This window comes from Proteiniphilum acetatigenes DSM 18083 (assembly GCF_000380985.1).
Taxonomy (GTDB): domain Bacteria; phylum Bacteroidota; class Bacteroidia; order Bacteroidales; family Dysgonomonadaceae; genus Proteiniphilum; species Proteiniphilum acetatigenes.
Genome location: NZ_KB905694.1, coordinates 84,169 through 96,773 on the forward strand (window position 1 = coordinate 84,169; position 12,605 = coordinate 96,773).

The 12,605-nt window shown below is 41.1% G+C and carries 14 protein-coding genes and 1 pseudogene; 5 read left to right on the forward strand and 10 right to left on the reverse strand.

The annotated features are described in order from the left end of the window. Positions 1-8: 8 nt before the first annotated feature. On the forward strand, positions 9-410 hold the full coding sequence (locus F597_RS0104675) for a DUF2442 domain-containing protein (protein ID WP_019538556.1): 402 nt from the start codon (positions 9-11) through the stop codon (positions 408-410). A 62-nt stretch (positions 411-472) separates the two neighbouring features. Here the strand turns inward: F597_RS0104675 and F597_RS0104680 are convergent, their stop codons facing one another. From F597_RS0104680 to F597_RS0104700, 6 genes and pseudogenes are all read right to left on the reverse strand, one after another. Next, the gene (locus F597_RS0104680; RefSeq protein ID WP_019538557.1) at positions 473-721 is read right to left on the reverse strand and encodes a hypothetical protein; all 249 of its coding nucleotides are present in this window, start codon (positions 719-721) and stop codon (positions 473-475) included. Positions 722-766: 45 nt separating this feature from the next. Continuing rightward, positions 767-1,537, reverse strand: a complete 771-nt coding sequence (locus F597_RS0104685; RefSeq protein ID WP_044060051.1) for an aminoglycoside 6-adenylyltransferase — start codon at positions 1,535-1,537, stop codon at positions 767-769. 18 nt (positions 1,538-1,555) lie between these two features. Then, positions 1,556-2,029, reverse strand: a complete 474-nt coding sequence (locus F597_RS0104690; RefSeq protein ID WP_019538559.1) for a hypothetical protein — start codon at positions 2,027-2,029, stop codon at positions 1,556-1,558. Further along, positions 2,026-2,235 carry a DUF1801 domain-containing protein gene (locus F597_RS22815; protein ID WP_019538560.1) on the reverse strand — a complete coding sequence of 70 codons (210 nt, stop codon included), beginning with the start codon at positions 2,233-2,235 and terminating at the stop codon, positions 2,026-2,028. The genes F597_RS0104690 and F597_RS22815 overlap by 4 nt, the downstream gene beginning before the upstream one ends. Positions 2,236-2,249: 14 nt before the next feature. Then, a pseudogene (locus F597_RS22820) lies at positions 2,250-2,396 on the reverse strand (ClbS/DfsB family four-helix bundle protein); the annotation flags it as partial. Positions 2,397-2,600: 204 nt separating this feature from the next. Continuing rightward, a complete protein-coding gene (locus tag F597_RS0104700; RefSeq protein ID WP_019538561.1) occupies positions 2,601-3,257 on the reverse strand; it encodes a metal-dependent transcriptional regulator in 657 nt (218 codons plus the stop codon). 393 nt (positions 3,258-3,650) lie between these two features. On the opposite strand from F597_RS0104700, the gene F597_RS0104705 reads away from it, so the two are divergent. Both F597_RS0104705 and F597_RS0104710 read left to right on the forward strand, forming a co-directional pair. Next, positions 3,651-4,346 (forward strand): ZIP family metal transporter, encoded by a 696-nt coding sequence (locus F597_RS0104705; RefSeq protein WP_245541991.1) that lies wholly within the window; start codon positions 3,651-3,653, stop codon positions 4,344-4,346. 19 nt (positions 4,347-4,365) lie between these two features. After that, the gene (locus tag F597_RS0104710; protein WP_026327124.1) at positions 4,366-5,418 is read left to right on the forward strand and encodes a glycoside hydrolase family 18 protein; all 1,053 of its coding nucleotides are present in this window, start codon (positions 4,366-4,368) and stop codon (positions 5,416-5,418) included. 145 nt (positions 5,419-5,563) lie between these two features. Here the strand turns inward: F597_RS0104710 and F597_RS0104715 are convergent, their stop codons facing one another. From F597_RS0104715 to F597_RS0104725, 3 genes are all read right to left on the reverse strand, one after another. Further along, on the reverse strand, positions 5,564-5,986 hold the full coding sequence (locus tag F597_RS0104715) for a hypothetical protein (RefSeq protein WP_019538564.1): 423 nt from the start codon (positions 5,984-5,986) through the stop codon (positions 5,564-5,566). A gap of 134 nt (positions 5,987-6,120) precedes the next feature. Continuing rightward, on the reverse strand, positions 6,121-7,167 hold the full coding sequence (locus tag F597_RS0104720; protein WP_019538565.1) for an asparaginase: 1,047 nt from the start codon (positions 7,165-7,167) through the stop codon (positions 6,121-6,123). 128 nt (positions 7,168-7,295) lie between these two features. Continuing rightward, positions 7,296-7,700, reverse strand: coding sequence for a RidA family protein (locus F597_RS0104725; RefSeq protein ID WP_019538566.1), 405 nt, complete (start codon positions 7,698-7,700; stop codon positions 7,296-7,298). 223 nt (positions 7,701-7,923) lie between these two features. Here F597_RS0104725 and F597_RS0104730 point away from each other — a divergent pair, with 223 nt between their 5' ends. Both F597_RS0104730 and F597_RS0104735 read left to right on the forward strand, forming a co-directional pair. Beyond that, on the forward strand, positions 7,924-8,346 hold the full coding sequence (locus F597_RS0104730; protein ID WP_019538567.1) for an OsmC family protein: 423 nt from the start codon (positions 7,924-7,926) through the stop codon (positions 8,344-8,346). Positions 8,347-8,600: 254 nt separating this feature from the next. Beyond that, positions 8,601-9,860 (forward strand): phosphoglycerate kinase, encoded by a 1,260-nt coding sequence (locus F597_RS0104735; protein ID WP_026327126.1) that lies wholly within the window; start codon positions 8,601-8,603, stop codon positions 9,858-9,860. Between the two features lie 163 nt (positions 9,861-10,023). On the opposite strand, the gene F597_RS22980 is transcribed toward F597_RS0104735, so the two are convergent. After that, entirely contained in the window at positions 10,024-12,486 is a 2,463-nt protein-coding gene (locus F597_RS22980) for an HRDC domain-containing protein (RefSeq protein ID WP_019538569.1), read from the reverse strand. Between the last annotated feature and the right edge of the window lie 119 nt (positions 12,487-12,605).

Consider the following 12,605-nt stretch of genomic DNA (forward strand, 5'->3'; position numbering starts at 1 on the left):
GTATTGCTATGAAAGTTAAAAAACTATGGTTTGATGATGAAAAAATTTTCATCCTTACCGATGATGAAAAAGAACTGTGGCAGTCGCTGTTATGGTATCCGCGATTGCTGAATGCAAGCCCGGAGCAACGCCAAAATTACGAAATAGACCACTCAGGTATACGTTGGGAGGATGTGGACGAAGATATGTCACTGGATAGTTTTCTCTACGACGATCCTGAACCTGTAGGCGTTGCAAGGATTTTCCGCAAACATCCCGAACTGAATGTGTCGGCCATTGCCCGGCGCCTGGGGATGAAACAAAGCCTTCTGGCTGCTTATATAAGCGGAAACAAAAAACCCTCCAAAGAACGGGAAAAGGAAATTATAAATATGGTGAAACAAGTAGGAAAAGAACTGGTTGAAGCCTGATTTGTCTATTTACAATGCAAACGAAAGCCGTGGATTTCCGCGACTTTCGTTTGCATTAGTATTCAGAATAAATCGGAATATGTTCCGGTAGCTAAAAATAAAAGGATTAGTGTTTTCTCGGAAGAATACGGGGTCGGGCAATAGAGGATCGCTGCCAGCAACGGGAGTTTACTTACGCCACCTTTCAGGGCTTCCTGGGTTTCAATGAGTTGAATGGCGGTCAACGAACAGGTCAGCGTGTCCTGGACGTCTTGATCTGGGATCTCTATATCTTTCGAACTTCGGGACCAGTTGCACGAGGAAACAAGCATTTACATTTCCCTTTTCTTCAAAGATCAACTCATTTTTTGTCTTTCTTATCCAATTCTTTTTAATATCTGCTTCAGTTTTAGTTCAACGTTTAGCTTGTCAAATAGTTTTTCTGATAATTCCAATGAATTTTGAAAAGCTATTTTTATATTTTCCAAATCTAAGTCAGATGTGGTCCGTTTAAATTCTGAGTACCAACCTTTGTCAATATCTTTTTCCAAACTTTTTGTTGGACTTTCCCAATGCCTGGTTTGATTAGTTGCGATCCGGATCAACCAAAGTAAATATTTTTGTACAATTACCAAACTATGGTAAGCATGCGCAAACTCCTCTCTTTTAATCAGGTTGTTTGTCGTCAACAATACGTTTAGCAGAGATTGGCTCAACCACAGAATATTGTCGTTCGTCGCTCTATCAGGTGATTTTATTTTTATCTGATGAAGCGTATCCGCTAAAAGTCCGTCTTTATCAACTAACTTCATTTTGTCAAAATCACTGAATGCTACAAACCCTTCCCAGGATTTGATAATTTTAATTTCATCCATCGTCAGAAAATGGAATTCACCTCTGATCATATTCTCAAAGACAGCCACTTCGCTCCCATACTCGTTTGTGAAATACATCGCTACAGGATGGATTTGACTCACCCAATCCTCAGCCGGGAAAGTCTCTTTTTCTTTTAAAAAGATGTAAAATTCAATATCAGAATACCAGTCTCCTTCCCCTTTGGTAAATGGACCATACATTAAAACAGCAGAAACGTTTTCATCTTTTTGCGCTATTGATTTTACAGTATCAATCATTTGTAATTGTTCCATCTTTCTGAATTTTACAGGTTAGCGGCTGGAGGGTTTGGTTTTCACTCGCCCTTCTTCTGTCATTGCAAAGTTTGTTCTTCGGTTCATTGTCTTGATAAACTCCACTTTTCTAAAACGCACAGCACTCCAATCGTCATTGATCACTACTTGTCTTACGGCTTCAAAACCCGATTTTCCGAGTATGTTCCAACCTTTGTCCCTATTTATTTCTGCTTTGTACTTCTTGGAGGTTCTTTTCGGGTAGGCAAACCAAACGACTCCATCACCTTTTAGATTTTTGTCAATAAGCGGTGTAATAGTATCAACCTCCGCCTGTGCCTTTACAAATATCAAAACAAACTCTATTTCTGCTACGCTTTTGATGTCTGTTTTGATAGTTGTATAATCTTTCATTGCATTTAACTCCGCTTCAAATTCTGTGGGATGATTTACAATAAGAATTTCTTTATGTTGCTTGAAATTCAGTTTCTTAAATAATGGTGTTACTATCATTTGTCGTTCCTTATTTTGTATGCGTTAAAGGCCTCTTTTAGCAATGCAGCCAGTGCAACGGGGTTAATATCATATTCTGCTTTAATATCTACATAACGGGATAGTTTACCGTTACCTTTGAGCAAATTCTCTGGATCGGACAAGTCTGTTCCTTTGTAAAAGCCGAGTTTAAGTCCTTTTTGGGACGGTATGAGCGTACAAACCATTGCAATATATTTCTGTTCATTTGCGTATATGTTTTCCAGTTATAGGGATCGGGTAAGAAATTTGTTTTCTTTCCTGACTGATTTGAGTTTATCCAATTCAACAGTAGTTGGTGCCACTCGTACAAATGTACCAATACTTCCCGAATGTTTTTGTCCCTATCTTCGAAAGAAAAAGATTTCTCCTGTTCCTCAATAGTCATTGAATTGATCTGAAATTGTCTTTGCTCTGTTCTAAGAGTTGCTGCTTTGTTATCGGGCGTGCCATGGCTTTATTAAAATTTTAGTCCTGCTTTTTCAAACACTCTCTATGAGGCTTTACTGAAATCAAATATACCGTAATGGTTCTGTCTTTTGCGCAGAGAATCCTATAATATCTCAACCAACAACCTTTCACAAACCGTATGGCTTAAAGTTTCTGGCGAACGCTTATCGTAACTCACGACCATTGATTTGTCAAATGGTTCTACAGATTTTATCTTTATTTTTAATCCCAAATGTATTTCCCTGCCGTTCAGAAATCTCAGAAACTCGTCCGAACTATTGATTACAGCTGCAACTTTTATCGTTTCTCCCTCTTTGCATTCACTCAATTTTTTGTACTCTTTCCACTCCATTTTACCGTTAATATCCGGAATGGGCGAGCCGTGCGGGTCAATTTTTGGATAACCTAACAACTCATCCATTTTGGCGAAAAATTCAGGCGATTGGATATGCTCAATCTGTTCGGCTATGCTGTGTACCTGTTCCCAGCCAAACCCCATTTTCTCTACCAGGTACATCTCCGTAAGACGGTGCTTTCTGATAATGAGTGCCGCTTCCTTTTTGCCTTTTGGTGTCAGCTTAATGGGCTTATAACTTTCATAAAATACCAGTCCTTTTTCTGACAGCTTTTTCATCATACTGTTCACTGTCGGCATTTTGATATTCAGTTCCTTGCCGATTTCATTCACGCTTGCCACACCGTTAACATCCGACAATAAGCGCAATACTTTCAGATAATTTTCTTCCGCTTGTGATATCATGTTACAAAATTAATTATAAAAATTAGATTAAACTAACAAGAAAAACACCAATATCATTTTTTAAAAAATTATTTTGTTAGATTATACTAATTTATTATTTTTGCAAACAAAACATTCAAATATTATTACTCTAAAATTTATGAGTATAAAGAACTACATCTCAAAAATACTGATAGCAGTATTATCATTGGTTGGTACGGCGGCATTTGCACAACACAGCCATAGGGTTTCAGATAAAGTAAACGGTTAAACAAAGCATCAACGAAATTCATGTTAGACAACGTTATACAATTTTTCGAAAGCATCAACCCGGTTTGGGCTGCACTTTATGCAACTATTTTCACTTGGCTGGTAACAGCTTTGGGTGCATCATCTGTGTTTTTATTCAAGCGCATGAACAAAAACATTCTTGACGGTATGCTTGGTTTTACAGGAGGTGTGATGGTAGCGGCAAGTGTCTGGAGCTTAATCATTCCGGCCATTGATATGAGTGAGGGAACAGGTTTTGTAAAAGTCATTCCTGCAGTTGTAGGATTTTTAACCGGTACGGCATTTCTGTATGGGATAGACAAAGTGTTACCGCATCTGCATGTCAATTTCAAAACAGCAGAAGGCATAAAAACACCCTGGCAGAGAACCACCCTGTTGACTTTGGCAATAACCCTGCATAATATACCCGAAGGATTGGCCGTAGGCGTATTGTTCGGTGGCGTAGCCGCAGGAATACCCGAAGCCACAATAGGTGGAGCAGTAGCACTGGCACTTGGGATTGGCCTGCAAAACTTTCCCGAAGGTATTGCCGTGGCAATGCCCTTACGAAGAATGGGAATGAGCAGACGCAAAAGTTTTACGTACGGACAGGCATCAGCGATCGTAGAACCCATTGCCGGCGTATTGGGCGCTTTGGCGGTTGCCACATTTACTCCGATACTGCCTTACGCTCTGGCATTTGCCGCAGGAGCAATGATTTTTGTAGTCGTAGAGGAAGTGATACCCGAAGCACAGCAAAACAAAAGTTCCGACATCGCTACCATTGGATTTATCGTCGGTTTTATCGTGATGATGACATTAGATGTAGCATTAGGTTAGTAATAAAATATAAAACGATATGAAACAATTATTTTTCTCGTTATTAATCGTGTGTAGCTGTATCTGTTTTTACTCTTATGTGAATAAACCCACAAGCGCGTCAATGGCTGAAGAGACAGCCGGTAAACTTGGACAAACGCCTGTCGTGTTGGCGTATGTAGTTTCAGGAAGCGAGATAATGCCTGATCCCAATTATGTGACACATATCAATTATGCCTTTGGTCATGTGAATAACAGTTTCGATGGCATTCAAATTCAAAATGAACCACGGCTGAAACAAATTACAGGCCTTAAAGAAGCACATCCTCATCTGAAAATAATGCTCTCGATCGGTGGATGGACCAGCGGACGATTCAGCGAGATGGCAGCAGATGACGTCACACGTGATGCCTTTGCAAAAGATTGCCAACGGGTGATAGATGAGTTTAATCTGGATGGGATTGATATGGATTGGGAGTATCCCACCAGCAGTGCGGCAGGCATCTCATCCTCTCCCCAGGATATGGATAATTTTACGTCCTTGATGAAAGAGATCCGAAACTATATTGGAGATGATAAGTTACTGACATTTGCCAGTGCATACAATGCAAAATATTATGATTTCAAGGCAGTTGACCCGTATATTGACTTTGTAAATATCATGACGTATGATATGGGACGTCCACCTTATCACAATTCACCCCTTCATCGCTCTGAGTTCACACGCAGTATGTCCATTGAGGAGTCGGTACAAGCGCATGTTGATGCAGGTGTACCACTTAATAAGTTGACTTTGGGTATTCCGTTTTATGGCCATGCCATCAAGGAAATTGCAGATTTTATTGATTATAAAGACATTCATATCCTCGATGCTGATTACACATTGAAGTGGGATTCTTTGGGTGGTGTGCCTTACTATGTGGATGACGAAGGGAAATTTATATGTTCATTCGACAATCCTGAATCGGCAAAGCTAAAATGTGAATTCGCAAAAAAGAAAGAGATGCTAGGTGTGATGTATTGGGAATATACATGTGATGATGCCAACGGAACACTTCGCAAAATCACTTATGAAACCATGTATGCGCAATGATAAGTATGTTTCGCAATTAATCATTTGTTTTCTGGATTATCTTTGACAAAGACACAAATACTTATTGACGAAAAACAAAAAAATAATATTTTTTCGTCAATATATCAATTTCTATTGTACAGTAGGAGATATGACAGACTTACTATCAATTTCCTTGTTGCAGTTCATTTTTTATTGCCGTTATATTTGTTTCCCGTTCAATAGAATAAGTATTATCTTTCAAATTACAGAACCGATAAAGCTGCAATGCTTTTTCCAAGTATTTAGTAGCATTTCCGGATTGAGTATTAAATCCTATTTCTGTTATAACTTTTGCCAAAGATTCTGTATTTTCAATATTGAAACCTTCAAAACGTGATAAATATTCACTTGTTTTTTCACCGTTTAGGTGCAGAAACATGTCCAGGTCAAAGTTGATTTCATTCAAAAGCATCCCCTTTGCCTCATCCACTTTATTCTCTATAGTTATTGCAGGATTGTCTCTGCCCCCGAAAAGCATATTTCGAACAGCACTTATTATCAGCCCGAACTTTCCTATTTCCCGTATTATATAATCTTCGTGTTGCATACGCTTGTTCTATTTCAGGGCTTAACTTCCTATACAGGCAATAAATATACAGCTTTTATAAATACAGAGGGCAGTACAAGCAAAATAATATTTTTACCACACTCTAATAACCCAAACATCTCAAACAGATTTTTTTACCTTCTCACTGTCAATTCGCCACGAAGGGAGACAGACATAAGGCGTTTTACTTCCGCCGGTGTTTTTCCTTCACCGAACAGAACCATCAATTTAGCCAAAGCGGCTTCGGTAGTGATATCGTGTCCGCTCACCGCACCCAATTTCTCCAGACGTTGCCCGTTCTCATATCGGTGCATCTCTACACCTCCATAGAGGCACTGTGTAACATTGACAATCACAATGCCCTGCTCTATCGCATCATGCAATAAGTCTATAAACCACAAATCAATAGGAGAATTTCCGGTGCCATACGTTTCCAATACGACCCCTTTAAGACCGGGAATTGCAAGATGTGCCCGCACGACTGCCTCAGAAATACCGGGAAACAGCTTTAGGATCACCACATGTGGATCCATTGCATAATTGAAATTTACAGGCTTCTCGTAGTCAGGCTTAAGGATGAACTGGTCATTGTAACGGATATTCAGCCCTGCCTCACCCAAATAAGGATAATTGGGGCTGGTGAATGCGCTGAAGTTATTGGCGTTAATCTTCGTGGTGCGGTTCCCTCGCATCAGCAGGTTTTGCATATAAACGCACAGCTCCGGAACGATAGGACGTCCGATAGCATCTTTTTTATCTGCTGCAATCTCAAGTGCGGTGATAAGATTTTCTTTCCCGTCCGTCCGGAGTTTACCGATAGGAAGCTGTGACCCGGTCAGGATAACCGGTTTGGTGAGATTATCCAGCATCAGACTTAGCACCGAAGCAGTATAAGCCATAGTATCGGTGCCGTGGAGAATAACGAAACCGTCGTATTCATCATAGTGATCTTCTATCACGTGGACTATCTGCTGCCAGATGGAAGGAGACATATCCGAGGAATCGATGGGGGGATCAAACAGATAGGTTTCCACATTGAATTTCAGCCGTTTTATTTCCGGCATATTGGAGTATAGGTGACTGAAGTTAAACGGTTCCAAGGCACCCGTTTCCGCATTCTCTACCATCCCGATGGTTCCTCCTGTATACATAAGGAGCACATTTGCATTTCTATCGATCATATCAGCATAATTTTACACAAAAATAGCAATTTGCAATTATATGCTTATCTTTTTGATAGAAATTTCTCCTTAAAAACAGGAAGATGTGGATAAAAAACTTCACTTTTTCTTAATTTAATCCATTCCTGTCAGTCTGGAACAAATGCTACAGCATCTATTTCAACCAGAAAATCCGGGTGAGCCAGTGCCGAAACAAAAAAACCGGTAATTGCAGGAGGATTTTTCAGTTTGTCCAAATACTTCTGAGATGCCTGAAATCCACGATACAAATCCTGTCCCTGAACAATAAGTATAGTTAGTTTTACAAGATTGTCAAATGTTGCCCCACAAACGGAAAGCGCTACCTGCAAATTTCTCATTACCTGATCTGTTTGTTGAGCAATATCTCCCTTACCTACGATCTCTCCCTGTGCGTTTACAGCATCTTGTCCACCAATATAGATGGTCTTCCCCCCCTGTGTAGTCACAATTTGTGAAAACGCCGGATTTTTTGAAAGTCCGTCAGGGTTAATGTATTCTACTTTGTCATTCATTTTTCTTACTTATTTATTTGTTAGAGTTAGAGATTGGGTTACCTCTTGATCAAACAATTAATTTAAGGTAATCCATAGAAAAAAGACACGGGATAAAATACAAAAGATTTTACTTTTACCTTTTTGAATAACATAAAAATATGCATAATTGTTGTCGCTTACATTACCGAACTAAACAGAAATTGAATTGTTTAGTTTAATATATAACAATCAACTCAGCAATATGGTTACACACTCTATTCAAACAGTTTGGAGAGAAAATAATATTTTCGATACCGAGATCGACGGACACAAGGTCACTATCGATCTGGCAGAAGAGGCAGGAGGTAATGATGCAGGACCAAGACCGAAAAGGTTACTTTTAATTGCAGCTGCAGGATGTACGGGATTGGATGTGATGGAAATTGTCCGTAAGATGAGAATTGATCTGAAAGGTTTTGATATACGCATGGAAGCCGAAATGGCTGAAGAACATCCTAAACAATATACATCACTGAAAGTGATCTACGAATTTGAAGGGGACAATCTTCCGGAAGAAAAGCTGGAACGGGCATGTAAACTCTCGTTCGACAACTACTGTGGTGTATTAGCTATGTACAAAAAAGCGATACCTGTAACTTACGAAGTAATCATAAAGAACTCCTGAATTTTTCCTATACCTATTACGGAAAAAATTCCATATTTTTTGTAACTTTGCGGCTCATTCGGCTTTGCCGTTATTTAATTCTATTGTTATTTGGCTTCGCCGTTATTCACTTCATGATACTACTGAATGTTTTGCCATAAGTGCGTAGAAAGACAACACTTGTTTTGACTATGTGAAGGTAGCAAACATCTAAATTTACGAAGTAAATTTGAATAACAATCGAAAGTAAATTAATATTTAATATATACTGGACTATGCAAACAATGGACACTTTTAATTTTGCCGGTAAAAAGGCATTTGTGCGTGTGGACTTCAATGTTCCTCTCGATGAGAATTTCAATATCACCGACGATACACGTATCCGCGCAGCCATCCCTACTCTGAAAAAAATCCTGAAGGATGGTGGCAGCGTCATCATAGGATCGCATTTAGGCAGACCGAAAGGCCCGACCGATAAATTTTCTCTCAAGCATATCCTTCCCCGTGTATCGGAACTGTTAGGAGTGGATGTACAGTTTGCCAACGACTGCATAGGTGAAGAAGCTGAAGCCAAAGCCGCTGCATTACGTCCCGGTGAAGCATTACTGCTCGAAAACCTCCGTTTTTATGCGGAAGAAGAAGGTAAACCGCGCCTGGCTGCGGATGCCACTGAGGAAGAGACTGCCAAAGCAAAAAAAGAAGTAAAAGAGTCGCAGAAAGAATTCACCAGGAAACTGGCTTCTTATGCCGATGTGTATGTAAATGATGCTTTCGGAACAGCACACCGCGCTCATGCTTCCACAGCACTGATTGCCGACCATTTCGATGCTGATAACAAATTGTTCGGATACCTGTTGCAAAATGAGATCACTGCCGTGGAGAAAGTGATGAACGAAACCCAACGTCCTTTCACAGCTATTATGGGAGGTTCAAAGGTATCGACCAAAATAGAAATCATCAAAAACCTGTTGGATAAAGTGGATAACCTGATCCTGGCAGGAGGAATGACCTATACGTTTGCCAAAGCATTCGGCGGTAAGATCGGCGACTCCATCGTAGAAGACGATAAGTTGGATTTGGCAAAGGAGCTCGTGGAACTGGCAAAAGAAAAAGGCGTCAACCTGGTGTTGGCAACCGATGCTAAAATTGCAGACAGCTTCAGCAATGATGCCAAGACCGATTTTGCTCCTGTAACAGAGATACCCGATGGATGGGAAGGACTCGATATCGGTCCGGAATCGGAAAAAGCTTTCGCCGAGATAATTAAAAACTCAAAGACGATCCTATGGAACGGACCGGTCGGCGTATTTGAATTCGACAACTTCGATAAAGGATCACGTGCGGTTTCTAATGCGATTGTAGATGCTACCCAAAAAGGCGCTTTCTCACTCGTAGGGGGTGGCGATTCGGTAGCCTGCGTCAATAAATTCGGACAAGCCGACGAAGTATCGTATGTGTCTACCGGTGGCGGCGCCCTGCTCGAAATGATCGAAGGCAAAGTACTTCCGGGAATCAAAGCGATAAGAGGATATTAATCTTCTCTGTTCACATAAAGATAATAAGGGTGGAACTCTCACACACAGGAGTTTCCACCCTTTATTGTTTAAATTCTCTTTATGAGATTCTATAATTCCGTTTACACTGTTCGCATTTCCTTTTATGGGAAGCATAATCCCTTTTATGGGTTTAATAATTCCTCTACAGGAATGAAGAACTTTCGGAGGCATGGCCCCGCTTATGTGCAAGGATCATCATAATCTCAGTATTCGAAAAATCAGGATGCAAGGTGTAATATACAGGATCGTCGGGTGAACCAGTCCTAAGTTTCTCTTCCGCCAGACGAAGCCGCTCCAGTGGAATAAAATCGGTAACGATCAGTTCGCCCGTCTCCACATATTTTGCCAGATGCGTACTGATAGTCGAAACTGCCAGATTCCGCTCTTCGGCTATCTCTTCGATCGTTTTTCCCGACCGGAACATTTCCAAACTCAAACGCCGGCTATCCCCTTTTTGTTTCTTCTCTTTTTTCTCTTTCTTTTCTTTCCTTTTTCTTTTGGATACTTCCTTCTCCGGCAGACAGGACTCCAGCCCGTGCCTCTCACAGTAATCTCTGATGACTGATAAGAAAATTTGTCCGTATTTTTCGACTTTGGCTGGTCCGAATCCGGTGATTTGAAGCAACTCTTTTTCATTTTGTGGCAAATATTCCGCCATCTCATAGAGCGTCTTACTTCCAGCCACCAAATAAATCGGTAAGTCCCGCGGACCACATATCTTATTCCGCTCCTCTATCAGCAGACGATATAGGCCGGGATGTGACAGGTCGGACTTCGCGGAGGCCGATGCAGCATAAGCATTTACACTAAAGGAAGGAAGCATAAAACTATTTTTCACCTCAAAGTAGGCCTCAATACTTGTATCGGATTTTAGTTCACCTAGGAGATCCTGCTTCAAGGCCAGATCGGAAAAAATATCCTGGATCGCCTCGTTATACTCGGCAGCGTGTGCCCGGCTATCGGTCGTAGCAGGCGATTGTCGCAGATCGTCTATCAACAGATCCATCTTTTCCACAAAGAAATCACCGGCAGCGTTTAACCGGCTTCTTAAATAGTCTTCGTTTACAGGATACTGACCAAAGATCGAGTTCAATTGCACCTGAAATTTCGCTGCCACCCGCTCCATCTCCTCCAGTTGTTGCCGGATATTTTGTAAATAAGGTAATGTCTCCTCATTGAACGACTCTCCCCACTCCTTAACCTTCGACAACAATCGTGTGGTTTGCGACAAGATACCCTCAAAATCGAAAACAGACAACAGAAGGTGGCAACGATATGCTTTGCGCGACTCTTCCAACTGGTTTTCAAGCACATCAACGGTCAGCTTATTCCTTTCATAGTCTATAATCTGACGGTCATTGCGAATACTATCCGGATGTATCTTGCTCAAAAGTACGATACCTTCCAACGAACGGCACCGGCTCAATGCCACATATACCTGTCCCGGTGCAAAAGCTTGTCCGGCATCGATCACCACTTTGTCAAAAGTAAGCCCCTGGCTTTTATGAATAGTGATAGCCCATGCCAGGCGTAAGGGGTACTGTATAAAACGCCCCAGTATGTTTTCTTCTATCTGTTTTGTATCCGGATTGGCCGAGTAACCGATATTTTCCCACATAGTGCGCTCCACTTCGATATATTCATCTCCATCACAACACACAATAATACTGTCTCCTTCAATTTTATCGACAACACCCGTTTTTCCATTATAGAAACGTGCCGCCTCGGTATCATTTCTAAGGAACATCACCTTTGCGCCGGGTTTCAGCTCCAGTACCGGCTCAGTAGGATAGTTCCTCTCGGAATACTCTCCCTCGATTTTGGCTGCGAACCTGTAAGTCTTACCCTCTAATTTATTCAACTCCCGACTGTTGATCTGATCAGCTTTGTAATTATGGGTGGTGAGGACAATATAATCATCCTCATACTTGGGTGTAAACTGCGGATCATATCGATTTTCGAGCATCCGGAAACTCTCCGGAGAAAGACAATCGTTCCGGATCTCGTTCAACACCCGTATAAAATCGTTGTTTGTCTGACGATAAATTTTCTCAAATTCGATATAGACAGGCGAATCCTGCATAATCACCCGGCTATGGAAGAAATAGGGACTTTGATAATATCCCGATAGCAAACGCCATTCCTCTTCTTTCGCTACCGGAGAGAGCTGGAACATATCACCAATAAAAACGACCTGCACACCACCGAAAAGCTGGTCTCCCCTGTATCGGAAATGACGCAGAGAGGCGTCGATCGCGTCCAGCAGATCGGCACGTACCATACTTATCTCATCGATCACCAGCAACTCCAGTTCTTGTAATACCCTCCGGCGATGTCCCCGCATTCTTGTCTGACTGATCAGTTGTTTCCTTCCCTCGGGGGTAGGAAAGAAAGGCGTAAGCGGTAATTGAAAAAAAGAATGGATCGTAGTACCACCGGCATTGATGGCTGCTACACCGGTAGGTGCAACCACCGCCATCTGCTTACCGGAAATCTCTTTCAGGCGATGCAGAAATGTAGTTTTTCCTGTCCCCGCTTTTCCGGTAATAAACAAATTCCGATTGGTATGAAGCGCAAAGTCAAATGCTAATTGATTATTGTCCATTCTCTTTAAAGATTAAACCGCTCTATCTTAATGCGATATAAAGTAACAATAAACAAAAATAGGTTAAATACAGGATTCTCCCAAATTTCAAGACAGTCAATATGAGATGTTATTCAATT